This is a genomic window from uncultured Streptococcus sp., assembly GCF_963516575.1.
Taxonomy (GTDB): domain Bacteria; phylum Bacillota; class Bacilli; order Lactobacillales; family Streptococcaceae; genus Streptococcus.
This window is the reverse complement of record NZ_CAUQCP010000003.1, coordinates 1-17,397: the sequence shown is the minus strand read 5'-3', so window position 1 is coordinate 17,397 and position 17,397 is coordinate 1. Positions and strand designations below refer to the sequence as shown.

Below are 17,397 nucleotides of genomic sequence, written 5' to 3'. Positions count from 1 at the left end.
TGTGAATACAAATTATTTCTGTTATACTAACTATACATTAACAAGGAATGATGGGAATGGAATGAAAGAATATCAATTTGAGAGAAAACAGCGTTTTTCTTTGAGGAAATATACAATAGGAGCTTGTTCAGTCTTGCTAGGAACGAGTTTATTTTTTGCTGGTATGGGTGCTCAACCTGTACAGGCTACAGAAACGAGTTCAAAACTAATTTCAAGTCATTATTTGGATGAGCAGGATTTACCTGAAAAGCTGAAATCTGAGTTGCAATGGTTTGAGGAAAATAAGATTGAGGTAAAAGAGGGAAAAGAATACTATTTTGTCTATCGAAAATTGGCTACAAGATTACCAGAAACAGGTCTTTTTTCTAATGATGAGATGTTTATCCTGGGAGCAGGATTATTATTGCTTTCCTTCACTTTAATCAAGAGAAAAAAGGGAGCGTCTTACTTCCTTGTGACAGTTTTTGCTGTTGGTGGCTGGGGAGCATCCATCTCTGCTATCGAAAATCTGGTAGAATTGCAACCAGTCCTTGTTAAGAGAGTAGAAGGTCAGTTTCTACCAAGCCCTGAAAGAGTCCAAGGATATGAATTTACGGGATATTATTTGGTAAGAGATAGTGGTAACAAGGAACTTTCTGCTGATAAGGTAGAGTCGCCAGCATTATCTCAAAAGGAGGACAGTTCAGAACCTCAATCTAAGAAGATTGTACCACAGTCTGCATCTCATTTTAGAACGACTGAAGATCTTGTACAATCTCCTCAACCATCCTACGCAGTTGAGCCCGTTTTAAATCCAACTCCTGAAAAAAGTATGAGTATTGAGTCTAAAAAAGTACCAGATGAAGGAATGAAAACTGTTATTGAAGACAAGCCAGAACTGGAAGTTAGGGTAGGGGAGATAGAGCTTGAACCTCAATTTCAGTCTGACCCAACTCTGGCTAAGGGAGAAAAAAGAATCTCTAGAGAGGGAACCAAGGGACAAGAACGAATCTTAACAGAAGTAAGGATTATTGATGGTGTGGTTACGCGAAATGAAGTAGGGAGAGAAGTGCTTCGTGAACCAGTTACTCAGGTGATTCTGGTCGGGACAAAAGAGAAGGAATCTCAAGAAAATGGAATAAGCATAGCCCCGGAAGTCCAACCAACACTCCCCTCTTATGAGGGCGGTGTCTCCGGTGAATCCTTGGTAGAGCCAACACTCCCCTCTTATGAAGGTGGTGTTTCCGGAGATCCTTTGGTAGAACCAATGCTTCCTTCTTATAAGAGCGGTGTTTCCGGTGAGTCCTTGGTAGAACCAGTGCTTCCTTCTTATGAAGGTGGCGTCTCTGGTGATTCATTGGTGGAAACGTCTCTTCATTCTTATGAGGGCGGCGTTTCTGGTGAGTCCTTAGTAGAACCGTCTCTTCCATCTTATGAAGGAGGCGTTTCCGGTGAGCCTGAGATACAGGAGGCTCTCCCAGAGTATAAAGAAGACACTCAACTTCCTCAGACCAAAGTGGAGACCAAAGCTGTTCCTTATGAAACCGTTTATGAAAAGAATGAGGAACTAGACCACGGCGTTACAAGAGTAAAAATTCCGGGTGTTGAGGGACAAGAACAAGTTACTACTACCTATACTAAAGATCAAGCAAGTGGAAATATTTCTGAGAATAAAACTGTCAAAATAGTAGCTAACAAAGTTGATCAAGTTGTAGAAGTTGGAACTAAACCGAGTGTTGAAACTACTGTCCTATCTCATAAAACGATTTACCAAGTGAATCCTGCTTTGGAGTTCAGACGACAGGAAGTAGCGGTTGCAGGGCATGATGGTTCGGTGGAAACTAGGACGACTTATCAACTAGACAAGGCAACAGGTCAGGTGACGGTATCTGATACTACTAAACAAGTAAATTCAGCAGTCGATAAAGTGATTCAAGTTGGTAATGTGGAAAAAGTAATACAACTGATTGCTGTTACTGAGGAGCGAAGAGAGGATTCTTCACTTGCTAAAAATATAGAAAAGGTAGCATCTGAAGGAGAAGCTGGTGAGAATACACTTACCAGAACATACGCTATCAATGAACAAACTGGTGAATTGGTTAATCCTCAAGAAGTGAGTCAAATAACAAAACCAATGAAACCGAGAGTTATTTTAGTTGGTAGTCAGGAGGATAAACCACACTTACTTCCGGCTAATAGTGAGAGAGAAGATGCTGTGGATGTGTCTGCTCTGACCACAAGCGCGAGATCAGTAGACTTCTTACATGACAGTAAATTAAAAGCACAGTTAGAGCCTACCTATGATCCTCGAGATATTATAACAAAGAAAATTGCGCTCAGAAAAACACACCCAAATATCACTGACCAAGAAGTCAAAGATATGTTGCGTACAGAGTATCTTCAAAAACTGTCAATTCAAGAAAGCTTTGATCAGACGAAGACGCAAGCTGAGTCAAGTTTCAAAAAGATTGCCTCGCATACATTAGGAATTATAGGAGATACTCCTGAAAATCGCAGCAAGGTCAAACAAGAGCTTGAGCAATACAAAGAGCAGATCTTGTTGGGACTGTCTTATATTAATCGTTTTTATAATATTCAATTTGGGGACACGAATATTCGTGATATTCTGGCCTTTAATCCAAGTTCATTTGGTAATAAGACAATGACAGCCTTAGATAGTTTGAAGAAATTAGGATCCATGTCTTATGAAGAAATGAAGTTGACCAATAGTCCTCAAACATTTACAAAATATTTATCTACTATCACCGGTAAGGCTAGTTTGAAGGAATTTTTAGACAGCAATCGCCAACTCTTTACGTCAGATGATGCGGATACTTGGCTTAAAAAATCTAGCCAAGCTATGATTGTTGAAAAACCATCTAAGGAAAATTCTTCAGCGCATGTCGGGTTGTATAGCAAGTTGACAGCTGGGGAAAAGGATCCTCGTAAACAAGAGGCTAATATGGCTGCTATTTTGGGTCTTTTGAATGTGAAAGAACCAAGTGTTTATGTGATTAGTAATATGGCGACGATTACCTATGGTAATATTGGTTCCTATATAGATACTTCTCTTGCCCAGTCTAATCCAACTAAGTATCAGGCTGAGCTTGCTAGAGTCAAGTCTTTAATTGAGAAAGCAGCTGTACAGCAAGCCAACTATGTTGATACTCTTTATCGTATAACAAAACCAGAAAATCGTGATAAGTTACTGACAAATCGCTTGATTATTGATACGATGAAGAAATATACAAGTAATCCGAATGCCCAAATTGATAGCACTTGGTCATCAGCTGCTGGTAATGGAGCTGATAAGGGGGTCGACCAATTTATGACTCCTATGAATTACTATTCTCCAGTAAGTAAGGTGGGAGCTGAGGCCAATGGATTAGGTGTCCGTTACTTTATAGATAGGGTTCTGGATGATAGAGGTTCAGCTACTTATTCTCATGAAATGACGCACTTACTAGATAGAACGGTCTTGTTTAATAATCATGGTCGTCGAGATGGTACAGGAGCAGAGTTTTATGCGCGTGGTATTTTTGAAAACTCCTATAATCCAGAAAAGGATACTTATTTCAATCTCAACTTTGTATATGATGAGAGTGATAAGAATGGATTTTACAATAAAACACCTGATCGATTTAAAACGGCAGAAGATTTGAAATCTTATATGAAGGGAAGTTTTGATGTTCTTTATACTCTAGATTACCTAGAAGCAGAGGCAAGTAGAAACTTATCTGCAGAAGACAAGATGAGTTATTTCAAAAAAATAACGCCAATCACTTCAACAGGTCCTAGAACTTGGGTAGATTATCGTAATCCAGCAGTTAAACCAATTCATAAGAGTGAGGAGATTCAAGCTCTGACTTTAGAAGATGCCAAAAAATTGACAGATATTGATAGTTTGATTGACAATCATATCATGGTCAATCGTTATATCATTGCTGGTTTTTCAGGTAAAGGTAAAATTGCAGCAAATGGTTACTATACTGTTGATATGTTTGATACCATTTATGGTGTTAGTCAAAATGACTCTGGTATGAGTGGAGACATCACCTTTAGAAAACAAGCATTTGAACTGATGGCCGCTTTGGGCTATTATGAAGGATTTGTTCCTTATGTGTCAAATCAATATAAAAACCAAGCTGAAGAAGAAGGAAAACCGCTATCTGATAAATATATTTTCGATAACATTTTAGGAAAATCTTACGCAACTTTCAAAAAAGAGCAAATAACTGAGCGTGTTGAGAAATTAGGTAAGTTAAAACCAATTACTATAAATTACAACGGAAAAGAAGAAGTGATTGATAGTAAAGAAAAATTACAAGAGCTTATGAATAAAGCTGTTAAAGAAGAATTTGCTCAAATAAAAGCAGGAAACACAACGGCTAAAAAGTTTAAATTTATCGAAACTCCAGTTCAAAAACTGAAACAAGCGATTTATAAAGCTTATCTCAAAGATTCAGATGACTTTAGACAGTCGATTTACAATAGTTAAGACAAAAGGGACATCTCTCTGGAATGAACATTCAGAGAGGTGTTTTTTGCGCTCTTGTAAGGTTAGACTTTATTAGTTTGCCTGAATATGGAATGATTTTCAGACTTTTCCACAAATTATAGAATCTTTTCTGAGGATTTAGGGAGTGACGGAGGAAGTCTTGAAAGCGCTTTTGTTTTGTGCTATAGTCAGGTATATCGATTCGTTTAAAGAGGACTGTTTGTATGAGAAGAGAAGAAGTTTTACGAAATCACTGGTTTTTTAGCCAGGAAGTTGGGAAAGAAGATGCCTTGGCACCGGATTTTCAGAGGGAAAATTGGCAGGCTATTCAAGTGCCACATGACTGGAGTATTTACAATGATTTTGACCAATACTCGCCAGCGCAAAATGAGGGTGGTCAGTTAAACGGGGGTCAGGCTTGGTACCGGACGCAGTTTTACTTGGAAGAAGATGCCAGTCTTGTATCGGTGCGTTTGCTCTTTGACGGGGTTTACATGAATGCCCAAGTCTATATTAACGGGCAAGTGCTGGGCTATTATCCCAATGGCTATACACCCTTTTCTTATGATATCTCTCCTTATCTAAGAAACGATGGGACAGCCAACCAGCTTGCGGTTTTTGTGGAAAATCAGCAACCTAGCAGTCGTTGGTACTCTGGTAGCGGTATTTACCGAGAAGTAAAATTATTGATTACAGATTCGGTGCATCTGGATTTATATGGGATTAAGATAGAAAGTCCCAAGCTCAAGGAACAAAGAGATGGATGGGTTGAAACCCAGCTTGAAAGCAAGATTTCAAATGATGGGCCTCAGTCCGTGTCGGTGTATTTGGAACAGGGTATCTGGTATGATGGACAACAGGTTTCAGACTGGCAGGCAACAGACTCTCTAGTGATTGAAGCTGGGGACAAACATCATTTCCAACAAGCCATATCAATTTTTCAACCCTTGCTTTGGGATATTGATCATCCTCACCTTTACCAATTGAAGACTCGTCTTTATAAAAATGGCATTTTGGTTGATGAAGAAGAGGAGACTTTTGGTTACCGTTATATGGATTGGCAAGCGGATAAGGGTTTCTTTCTAAATGGTCGCTGGTTGAAGATTCATGGAGTTTGTCTGCACCATGACTATGGAGCGCTGGGAGCTGTGGAAAACAGGTCAGCTGCTGAGAGACGCTTGCGCCAGATGAAGGAAATGGGCGTCAATGCGATTCGGATAACCCATAATCCAGCTAGTAGTATCTTGCTAGATGTGGCTGCCAAAATGGGGTTATTTATCCAAGAAGAAGCCTTTGATACCTGGTATGGAGGTAAGAAAGAATATGACTATGGTCGCTTTTTTGAGGAAGAAGCGACTCATCCAGAAGCGAAAGCAGGCGATTTCTGGTCAGATTATGATTTGCGGACCATGATTGAGCGTGGCAAGAACAATCCAGCGATTTTTATGTGGTCCTTGGGAAATGAAGTCAGCGAAGCAAATGGCGATGCCCATTCATTGAAAACTATTAAACGCTTGCTAGAAAGGGTTAAGGAGGTTGATGATAGCCGTTTTGTGACCATGGGAATGGACCAGTTCCGCTTTGGAGATGGTTCTGGAGGTCATGAAAAGATTGCTGATTTGCTGGATGTAGTGGGTTTGAATTACTCAGAAGACAATATTGATGGGATTCGCAAAAGACATCCCAAGTGGCGACTTTACGGATCTGAAACCTCATCGGCTACAAGAACGCGTGATAGCTATTTTCGCCCAGCTAAGGAATGGGTTGGGGATAATCGCCGCGTGCGGAATTTTGAACAGTCAGACTATGGCAATGATCGGGTTCCTTGGGGGAAGACGGCGACGGCTTCTTGGATAGCAGATAGAAATCGGCTAGACTATGCAGGTCAATTTATCTGGACAGGAGTAGACTATATCGGTGAGCCAACTCCTTGGCACAATCAAAATGACACGCCTGTAAAGAGTTCCTATTTTGGGATTGTGGACACAGCAGGGATTCCTAAAAATGACTATTATCTCTATCAAAGTCAGTGGTTGGACCTAGATCAGCATCCCATGGTTCATATCCTACCCCATTGGAATTGGGAAATCCACAAGAGTTATCAACAAGTTGTGGATAAGTATGGCGATATCCCAGTTCGAGTATATTCAAATGCTGGTTCAGTAGAGCTATTTCTCAATGCAAAATCTCAAGGCAGGAAGACTTTTCAGGAAAAATGGACTTCAGACGGTCGAAAATATCAAGAGGGAGAATGTTCTGACCAACTCTATCTCGAATGGCGTTTGGCTTATCAGCCGGGAGAATTGCATGCTGTAGCCTATGACCGTCAAGATCAGATTGTAGCAGAAGATAGGGTGGTGACTGCAGGTAAGCCAGCCAAAATCGGGTTACATGCCGAAAAAACACAACTTAAAGCAGATGGACAAGACCTCCTCTATCTCTATTTTGATGTATTGGACAAGGATGGAAATTGGGTGCCGACGGCTTCCAATCAGCTTCATTTTGAAATTGAGGGCCCTGCTCGCATTGTGGGTGTGGATAATGGAAGGCAGGCCAGTCGTGAACGTTATCAGGCTCAGAAAAATGGTCGGTTTAAGCGGAAATCCTTTCGTGGCAGAGGTGTCCTTTTGGTTCAGAGCTTGGAGCAGGTAGGTCAAGTGAGAGTAAAGGCTAGTGCCAGAGGGCTAGAGCCAGCAAGTTTTGATCTCTTAGTGGGAGAGGCTTTGGCTTGCCAGCCAGTAAAAAATAAGCGCTTATTTGAGATTCGAATGGACAAGCAGGCAGGATTACAAGAAGGGGATTCCCCAGCCATTGGACTTTATCCACAAACTGTGGATAACCCTGTGAACAAGGTGGGGAATAGTGAAGTGATTTGGGAGACGAGTGGTAGTGCCCACGCCATTATTAAGCAGGGAGTGCTTCATTGCTTGTCTGCAGGCGACTTGGTTATCAGTGCTATTTATCAAGGGAAGACCTATCAAACTCATTTGCAGGTGGCAGAAAATACCTCACTAGGGCAAGCAGTTTCTGTACGACCACTTCGCTTGTATACAGCTAAGGGAACTTATCCACAGTTGCCATCTTCAGTCTTGGTAGACTATGAGTCAGGCGGTGCAAAACGAGTCAAGGTTGTGTGGGAGGAAATTCCTAAAGAAGCTTTGGAAAGCTTTCATGAATTTACGGTATCTGGCCAGCTAGAAGGATTGGATTTAAAGGCTTCTGCTCAGGTTTGTGTCCAAGGGATTTGCGTTATTGAGCCTGAAAGGGTTTGGACGCTTGTCAAGGAAGCCCCACACTTACCAGACCGAGTCAAGCTAGTCTTATCAGATAACAGACGAGATACGGCCAAGGTGACTTGGGATGCACTCGAACCTCAAGTCTATTCTCAGGTAGGAGAATGTGTGCTTACAGGACAAGTAGCGGGCTGTGAGTTACCAGCAACAGTCACCATTCATGTGACAGATGCCAGTGTAGATGGGGAAGTTATTTCCAATCAGTGGACAGGATCCAACCTGCCTCTGGTCTTTGCTTCCCACTCAGAAACGAATCACCCAGCCTCTTACCTCAATGACAAGGTCATTGCTCGGAAAAAATCAACAGCCAATACTTGGATTACCAAGTCAGAGCAAGCCAGCGTGGGTATTCTTTTTGGAGATGCAGGGATTTTAAAACCTCGATTTGTGGATAATGTGACCTTGTATTATGTTGAAAATCAAGACTACGTAGCGGTTGAGCCGACCTTTATTGATTATTATGTGGGGAATGAGCCTAGCTTGCCTCGGACTCCAAATCATTTGGATAAGGATTCTCTGCTCAAGCAAGAGGAGAATTGGCAACCTGTATCAGGCATCCGAAAAGTGTCAAGCGACAAGGATGAGGAGCTTCGTTTTGAATTTGACAAGGTGGAGACTTATGCCCTTCGTCTTCGATTTGAAGGCTTGGCAAGCCCTCTAGCGTTAACAGAATTGCAAGTACATGCCAAAAAAGTGAAGAAAAATGTAGATAGGAAATAGCATGGTAAGAGAAATAAAACCGCATGGCCCCTTGCCTAGTCAGGCCCAGCTAGCGTATTTAGAGGATGAACTAGCAGCCTTTATCCATTTTGGGCCCAATACCTTTTATGATCAGGAATGGGGGACAGGTCAGGAGGATCCTGAACGCTTTAACCCGACAAGGTTAGATGCGCGTGAGTGGGTTCGGGTGCTTAAAGAAACGGGCTTTAAAAAGTTGATTTTGGTGGTCAAGCACCACGATGGCTTTGTCCTCTATCCGACGGCTCATACAGATTATTCGGTTAAGGCTAGTCCTTGGAGGAATGGAGAGGGTGATTTACTCCTTCAAGTATCCCAAGCTGCTACTGAGTTTGATATGGATATGGGGGTCTACCTATCACCCTGGGACGCCCACAGCCCCCTCTATCATGTGGATCGAGAAGCGGACTATAATGCCTATTATCTGGCTCAACTGAAGGAAATCTTATCAAATCCTGCCTATGGTAATGCGGGAAAATTTGCTGAGGTCTGGATGGATGGTGCCAGAGGAGAGGGCGCTCAAAAGGTCAATTATGAATTTGAAAAATGGTTTGAAACCATTCGTGAACTGCAGGGCGATTGCTTGATTTTTTCAACAGAAGGCACCAGTATCCGCTGGATTGGCAATGAACGAGGGTATGCAGGTGATCCCCTGTGGCAAAAGGTGAATCCTGATAAACTAGGAACAGAAGCAGAGCTGGATTATCTTCAGCACGGAGATCCCTCGGGCACGATTTTTTCAATCGGTGAGGCAGATGTTTCCATCCGGCCGGGTTGGTTTTACCATGAAGAGCAGGATCCTAAGTCACTTGAGGAGTTGGTCGAAATCTATTTTCACTCAGTGGGGAGAGGAACCCCGCTCCTACTTAATATTCCGCCGAATCAAGATGGGCTATTTGATGCAAAGGATATTGAACGACTTTATGAATTTTCGGCCTATCGCAATGAGCTCTATAAAGAAGATTTGGCTCTGGGAGCTGAGGTATTTGGTCCAGCTCTTTCCGCAGACTTTGTTTGTCGTCATCTGACAGATGGCCTTGAAACTAGCTCTTGGGCAAGCGATGCAGACTTGCCCATCCAGTTAGAACTCGACCTAGGATCTCCTAAAGCTTTTGATGTTATTGAGTTAAGAGAAGATTTGAAGCTAGGACAACGAATCGCTGCTTTTCATGTGCAAGTAGAGATGGATGGCGTCTGGCAAGAATTTGGCACAGGCTTTACAGTTGGTTATAAGCGCCTCTTGCGAGGTTCGCTAGTAGAGGGACAGAAGGTGCGCGTGATCATTACAGAGGCACAATCTATGCCTGTATTGACCAAGATTGCCCTCTATAAAACTCCTAGCTTATCAAAACAAGAAGTTGTTCAGGGTCTAGCATTTGCATACAAAAGTCTAGCTGTGACAAAGGGAGAGACTCTTCATTTTAGGATTGAACGTAGCGAAAGTAATACTCCTTTGGAGGCTAAGATTTCGATTCAACCGGGGACAGGTGTCCATGGTGTCGCCTATCAGGACGAGATTCAAGTCCTTCAATTCCAAGCTGGGGAATGCAAAAAAGATTTGCAGCTACCAACCCTGTATTTTGCTGCTGATAAGACCTTGGATTTATATCTGAATCTGACTGTGGATGGACAACTGGTTGATCAAGCTCATATTTTAGTTGAAACGAGATAAAACATCTTCACAATCCATTTCCTTTCCGAATAAATAGATAGAGCCAGAGAATCTAGTAAACCTAGATTTAAAAATGTGCTATAATGAAAGGAGAGAAAGTATGACATTACGTCATCCAGGCATCAGCCCGACCAATGATTTGGTAGCTAAAAAAATATTTAGTAATCCAGAAATCACTTGTCAATTTATTCGCGATATGTTGGACTTGCCAGCAAAAAATGTGACCATTTTGGAGGGGAGCAATATTCATGTCTTGCCTTCCGTGCCTTACTCAGCGCAGGATTTCTATACCAGTATAGATGTTTTAGCGGAGTTAGATAATGGAACGCAAGTTATCATTGAGATTCAGGTGCATCATCAGAATTTTTTCATCAATCGTCTGTGGGCTTATCTATGTAGTCAGGTCAATCAAAACCTAGAAAAAATCCGTCAGCAAGAGGGTAATACTCATCAGAGTTATAAACATATTGCACCAGTATACGCTATCGCAATCGTGAATAGCAACTACTTCTCAGATGACCTGGCTTTTCATAGCTTTAGTATGCGAGAGGACACGACAGGTGAAGCCTTAACCATCACAAATAATGGACAAGAAAACCATCTAGTCAAGATGGCATTCTTGGAATTAAAAAAATACAGAGAAACCAGCAAAGACGAGGTTCGTAAGCCGTGGTTGGAGTTTTTTGGGAACAAACCCTTTACCCAAGAACCCGAGCGAGTCATCAGTCAAGCAGACCAACTGTTGGACTATAAGAGCTGGTCCGAGGAGGATAGGAAGATGTTTAGTGAGCAACGCAGGCGCGAAGAACAAGCATTATTGGCTCATGACTATGCCTTGGAAACTGCTAGAGCCGAAGGTATTGAACAAGGTTTAGAACGTGGTCGTGCAGAGGGTATCGAAGAAGGATTGAAAGTAGGTTTACTAAATCTCGTTCGCCAACATCTTTTAACAGCTGAGGTTGCTAGTGAGCAATTAGGTATGTCAGTAACTGAGTTTGAGGAGTTGCTATAAAATAGAAATGGACATGTTATCGAACTAGGTAGCATGTTTTGTTTTAATAATTTTTCCGAATAATTTCTTTTTTGTGTGGGAGAATATCTATTTTTATATATCAAACTTATTTATTTTACTAAAACCAAAAAATGTATACGCTATCTTTCCGAATGACATCAACTATTTTTATATAATTGATTGGATAACATTGCATATATTTATTTAAAAAAAGTGTAAAAAATGCAAAAAGCAATTTTCAGAAAATTGCTTACTTTCCCAAAAGGCTTTTTTTTTTTTGCGAAAATTTCAAATCAAATTAGTTGCATATATATTAAAAATAAAGTAAAATAGTCAATGCAAGGATTCACATTAACTATAATAACTAGCCGTTGCTTTAAGAAACGGCTACTTTTATGTGAAAATCCAAAATATATTTCAAAAAGGAGATCCAAATTAATGGAAAATAAATCGTCTATGAGTCGCGCTGAGCGTCTACGTCGTGAAAAGGTCACGCGTTACTCGATTCGTAAATATAGCTTTGGAGCGGCTAGTGTAGCAGTCGCTGCTCTTTTCATGTTCTTAGGTAATGGAGCTGTGTCAGCTAACGAGCTAAGCAAACAAGATACACCATCTGTAGAAGCTCCAGCGCCAGCACCTGACAATAAACCAACTTCAGCAGAAAGTACACCAGCAGTACAACCAAGTGTAGAAGAGTCTACTGCTAAACCAGAAGCAGCAGTAACTCCAGCTTTGGATAAAACTAAACTAGAAAACTACATTTCAGAAGTTAAATCAAAACTTTCTGCAGGTAAGTATGCCAATAAAACTGAGGAGAGTCTTGCTCTTTTGACAGGTGAATTGGCTTCTGCTGAGTCTACGCTCGCTTCTGCAACGACTCAAGATGAATTGACAAAGGCTTATCAGAAACTAGTGATGTTTGTTAGTTCAGGGTTAAAAAGCAAACCAAAAGAAACTCCAGCAGTAGACACTACTAACGGAAAAGAAACTGTAGGTAAAAAAGCAGAAAACACAGAGAAAAAATCTGAATCAAACTCAATCGAAAACACAGGTTCTAACGACCCTCGTAACGGTAAAGTATTAGATGAAAACAATGCGTTTAGAACAGAAGCAACTGCAGCAACGCATGAAGCAACAACAAACAAAGTAGGAAACATTAGTTACACTATGGAGTTTTCTGATGATGCTAAAAAAGAAATTTATCTTTATAACCAAGAAGATACAAATATTGATATTACTGTGAATTCAACTGCAGGAAATATTAGTTCTGTAAAAGTTAGAGGCGGAGGTAACAGACCTCTTGATGAAGCAACTAAAGATAGCACTGTTCAAATTGATGGATTTGGTTGGAGTTATACTCAAACTTTAACTGAAACAGCTGGTCCAGTAACGATGAATATTACTGGTAAAACTAATGAGAGATTTTTAGGTCTTACTCCTACTAACAGACGTGAAGATCAAAATTCGGTTTTGGGAGATAGATATTTAGTAGTTACAGATGCAGCAGGTGGAAGTGTCAGCGCATCTTCTAACGGTTCAAATCAACCTGGATTTTTCAAATTAGTTGTTAAATCTCAAACATATAAGTACGATATTAAAGATTTAACTGAGGAAAGACGTATTACAGTTAATGATATTGATAATATTACACCAACAGAGTTAGCATCAATTAAATCTAGATTAAAATTAGAATATTCTAAAAAGAGTAATGATGCGCGATTCGTAGGTGGAGCGACTGTTGCTAATCCTACTTCATTAATTGATACTGTTGCAGTATCAACAACTGAACCTAGCAAGCTTGTTGTAACATATAAAGATGGTTCTGTAGATACAATCGAAAAAAGTAAAGTTTTAAACGTAAAACCAGCAGGAATAATCCCATTCTCTAATCCAACTGCAAAAGAAATTTATGTATATAAAGGTGAAGAGACGAATATTGAATTTGGTGTAACAGATGATTCTGGTAAAATTAAAGATCTTCGTATTGTACAAGGTTCAGCTATTATGGGAGCTTCTGGGGCAGAAAAAGGTCAAGTTAGAAATGAATATGGTCTAACAATGACTTCTGAAACGAATGAAAATGGTATTGTTGCAACAACGGCTCATCCAGCTATCACAAGAATTACAGGTACTGTGGATGTTCCGAGGAAACCAAAATTTGTAGGTCCACTAATGACAAGATATCTAGTTGCAGAAGATTTAGATGGAGCACTATTTTCTAATCCAGACGCTAATAAGAATTTGGATCAAGAAGGGGCTTTCAAACTAGTAGTTCGTGAACAAACTCAAAAATATGATATTCAAGGACAAACAGAAGAAGCTAATAAAGTAGCAGTATCAGACGTTAACAATTTATCAGATGCTGATTTTGAAAAAATTAAAAACAATATTAAAATTCAATACAAAACTAGTGATGATGAAAGATTAAAAGAAAAAGATGGATCATTAGTAGAAAATGCTTCACAATATATCCAATCTGTAACTAAAGAAGGCGATAAGATTGTAGTAACTTATAAAGATGGTTCAACAGATAAGCTAACTCTTACAGAGGTAGTAACACTAGATAAACAGCCTGCTATTGATGCAGTAAATACAGCAGCATCTGAGAAAATTGCAGCAATTAATGCTACTCCAAATACTACGGATGAGGCGAAAGCAGCAGCAATTGCAAAAGTAAATGCTGATAAAGAAAAAGCATTGACAGCAATTAATGACGCTAATGTAACAACAAAAGATGCATTAAATCAAGTTCAAAATAATGGAACTACAGCAATTAATAACGTTACACCAATAGCGAAAGCAGCAGCGAAAAAAGCAATTAATGATGAATTAACAGCAAAAAATACTGAAATCGATAATCGTCAAGACTTAAGCCAAGCAGAAAAAACAGCAGCGAAAGCAGAAGCTAAGAAGTTAGCAGATGCACAATTAGCAGAAATCGCTAAACAACCAGATGTAGCAGATACACCAGCTGCGGCAACAACAGCTCAACAAGCAGTAGACGTAGCGGGAACTAAGGGTGTAGCAGATGTTAAATCTGTAAATCCATTAGCTAAAGATGCAGCTAAGGCAGATATCGAAACAGCTCGTCAAAATAAAGTAAATGATATTACTAATAACAATAACTTATCTCAAGCAGAAAAAGATGCGGCAGTCGCTAAAGTTAATAAAGCAGCAGAAGATGCAACAAAAGCAGTAGATGCAGCAACAACAGCAGATGCTCTTACAACAGCTAAAGGTGACGGAACTACAGCAATCAACAACGTTACACCAGTAGCGAAAGAAGCAGCTAAACAAGCAATCGCAGATGCTTTAAATGGAAAAGATGGTCAAAAAGGAAAACTTCAAGAAATTGAAGAACGTACAGACCTAACAACTGAAGAGAAAGCGGCGGCTAAGAAAGAAGCACAAGATAAAGCAGACGCTGAATTAGCGAAAATTAACGCACAACCTGATGCGGCTGATACACCAGCTGCGGCGACAACGGCTCAAGAAGCAGTAGATGCGGCAGGGACAAAAGGTGTAGCAGATGTTAAGTCTGTAAATCCAGCGGCTAAAGCGAAACCAGAAGCTAAAAAAGCGATTGATGATGCATTAACAGCTAAAAACAACGCAATTGACGCTCGTGATGATTTAACACTAGAGCAAAAAACAGCACTGAAAAATGCAGCGAAAGCAAAAGCAGACGCAGCTAAAGATGCTATTGATAAAGCAACAACAGATGCAGATGTAGATCAAGCTAAAACAGCTGGTGCGACAGCAGTTGCAAATGTAACTCCAGTAGCAAAAGAACCAGCTAAACAAGCAATTGCGAAAGCGTTAGAAGATAAAAATGCTGAAATCGACAAACGTACGGACTTAACAGTAGAAGAAAAAGCAAAAGCAAAAGCAGAAGCTAAGAAACTAGCAGATGCACAATTAGCAGAAATCGCTAAACAACCAGATGTAGCAGATACACTAGAAGCAGCACAAACAGCACAAACAGTAGTAGACGCGGCTAAGAAAACAGGTGTAGATGAAGTAACTGCAGTAAATCCAACAGCAGTAACTAAACCAGCAGCTAAGAAAGCAATTGATGATAAATTAGCTAAACAATTAGAAGATATTGCTAATACTCCAGATGCTACTGATGAAGAGAAAAAAGTAGCAGAAGATGCAGCAAAAGCAGCAGCTGAAAAAGCTAAAGAAGAAATTGATAAAGCTGGAACAGATGCAGCAGTTGAAGCTAAGAAAGATGAGGCTGTAGGTAAGGATGGAGCTAAAGGAACAATCGATAAACTTCCTGTTGTAGAAGATAAACCAAACGCTCGTAAAGCTATTGAAGATGAAGCAAATGCTAAAAAACAAGCTATTGATGCACGTCAAGACTTAACTCCAGAAGCTAAAGAAGTATTGAAAGCTAAAGTCGATAAAATTGCTGAAAAAGCAAAAGAAGGAATCGATGCAGTAACTAGCAAAACAGATGTTGATGTGATTAAAGAAGCAGATAAAGCGGCAATTAAAGCAATTGGAGAAATTAACAGACCGATTGATAAAGTGCTAGTTAAAGATCCAAGCGCATTAACAGCTGAAGAAAAAGCTAAAATTTTAGAAGAAGTTAAGAAAGTTAACCCAACAGCTAAAGAAGTTAAATATGATGACAATGGAAAAATCGAAGTAACAACAGAAGCTGGCGATAAAGGAATTATCGACCCAACAAAATTAGTGAAAACTGAGGATCAATTAGATAACGGTAAAGGTGGAAACGATATTAACAAGCCACTTGATAAAGTTATCGTAAAAGATCCATCTAAGTTAACAGATGAAGAAAAAGCTAAGATTGTAGCTGAGGTTGAGGCAGTGAATCCAGATGCTATCGTAACAATCGATGAAAATGGAACAGTTTCAGTATCTACACCAGAAGGTAAAACTGCAGCGATTCCGGCAACTGATTTAGTAAGAACTAAAGAAGACACTGCTAACCCAAGTGCAGGAAACAGTAAAATCGTTAAACCAGCGGATAAATTAGTTGGAAACCCAACAAATCCAGACGATAGAGCTAAAGTAGAAGAAAAACTAAAAGAATTAAATCCAGAAGCTAAATCTGTTGTTTTTGATGAAAATGGAAATGCAACAGTGACTCTAAAAGATGGAACTTCAGCAACAATTCCAGAAGCTGATTTATTCAAATCAGAAGCTTACTTAGCAGAACCAAAAGCAGGAAATGATGTAGTTAAACCAGCGGATAAAACTGTAGTAGCGAACCCAGAACAATTAACTGACGCTGAGAAGAAAGCAATCGAAGATAAGGTCAAAGCCGTAAACCCAGGTGCGACTGTAGTAGTAGACGATAAAGGAAACACATTAGTAACAACACCAGACGGTAAGACAGCGTTAATTCCAGCAGCAGACTTAACTAAGAGTGCGGAAGATGCAGCTAAGCCAAATGCAGGAGATGACATCGTTAAACCAGCAGATAAGACAGTAGTAGCGAACCCAGAACAATTAACTGATGCTGAGAAAAAAGCAATCGAAGATAAAGTCAAAGCCGTAAACCCAGGTGCAACTGTAGCAGTAGATGACAAAGGAAACGCAACAGTAACATTAGAAAACGGTAAGACAGCGGTAATTCCAGCGACAAACTTAACTAAGAGTGCAGAAGATGCAGCTAAGCCAAATGCAGGAAACGACATCGTTAAACCAGCAGATAAGACAGTAGTAGCGAACCCAGAACAATTAACTGACGCTGAGAAGAAAGCAATCGAAGATAAAGTTAAAGCAGTAAATCCAGGTGCAACTGTAGTAGTAGACGACAAAGGAAATGCAACAGTAACAACACCAGAAGGTAAAACTGCGGTAATTCCAGCGACAGACTTAACGAAGTCAGCAGCAGATGTAGCTAAACCAAATGCAGGAAATGACGTAGTTAAACCAGCAGACAAGACTGTAGTAGCAAATCCAGAACAATTGACAGATGCAGAAAAAGAAGCTGTTAAGAAAGCTGTAGAATCAGTTAACCCAGGATCAACTGTATTTGTAGATGACAAAGGAAACGCAACAGTCACAACACCAGATGGTAAGACAGCGGTAATTCCAGTAGCGGACTTAACGAAATCAGCAGCAGATGCAGCTAAACCAAATGCAGGAAACGATGTGAACACACCAGCTGATAAGACTGTAGTAGCAAATCCAGAACAATTGACAGATGCAGAAAAAGAAGCTGTTA

The 17,397-nt window shown here is 40.2% G+C and carries 5 protein-coding genes; all 5 read left to right on the top strand.

Annotation, left to right across the window (positions count from 1 at the left end; genetic code table 11):
- The first annotated feature begins 61 nt into the window (after window positions 1-61).
- Window positions 62-4,477 carry a ZmpA/ZmpB/ZmpC family metallo-endopeptidase gene (locus tag RWM06_RS00995; protein ID WP_313969784.1) on the top strand — a complete coding sequence of 1,472 codons (4,416 nt, stop codon included), beginning with the start codon at window positions 62-64 and terminating at the stop codon, window positions 4,475-4,477.
- Window positions 4,478-4,701: 224 nt separating this feature from the next.
- A complete protein-coding gene (locus RWM06_RS00990; protein ID WP_313969783.1) occupies window positions 4,702-8,490 on the top strand; it encodes a sugar-binding domain-containing protein in 3,789 nt (1,262 codons plus the stop codon).
- Window position 8,491: 1 nt separating this feature from the next.
- Window positions 8,492-10,180 (top strand): alpha-L-fucosidase, encoded by a 1,689-nt coding sequence (locus RWM06_RS00985; RefSeq protein ID WP_313969782.1) that lies wholly within the window; start codon window positions 8,492-8,494, stop codon window positions 10,178-10,180.
- Between the two features lie 100 nt (window positions 10,181-10,280).
- Complete coding sequence (locus RWM06_RS00980) at window positions 10,281-11,192, top strand: Rpn family recombination-promoting nuclease/putative transposase (RefSeq protein WP_313969781.1); 912 nt, start codon at window positions 10,281-10,283, stop codon at window positions 11,190-11,192.
- Window positions 11,193-11,630: 438 nt separating this feature from the next.
- Window positions 11,631-17,397 (top strand): DUF1542 domain-containing protein (locus tag RWM06_RS00975; protein ID WP_313969780.1); only part of this gene is annotated, 5,767 nt, incomplete at its 3' end.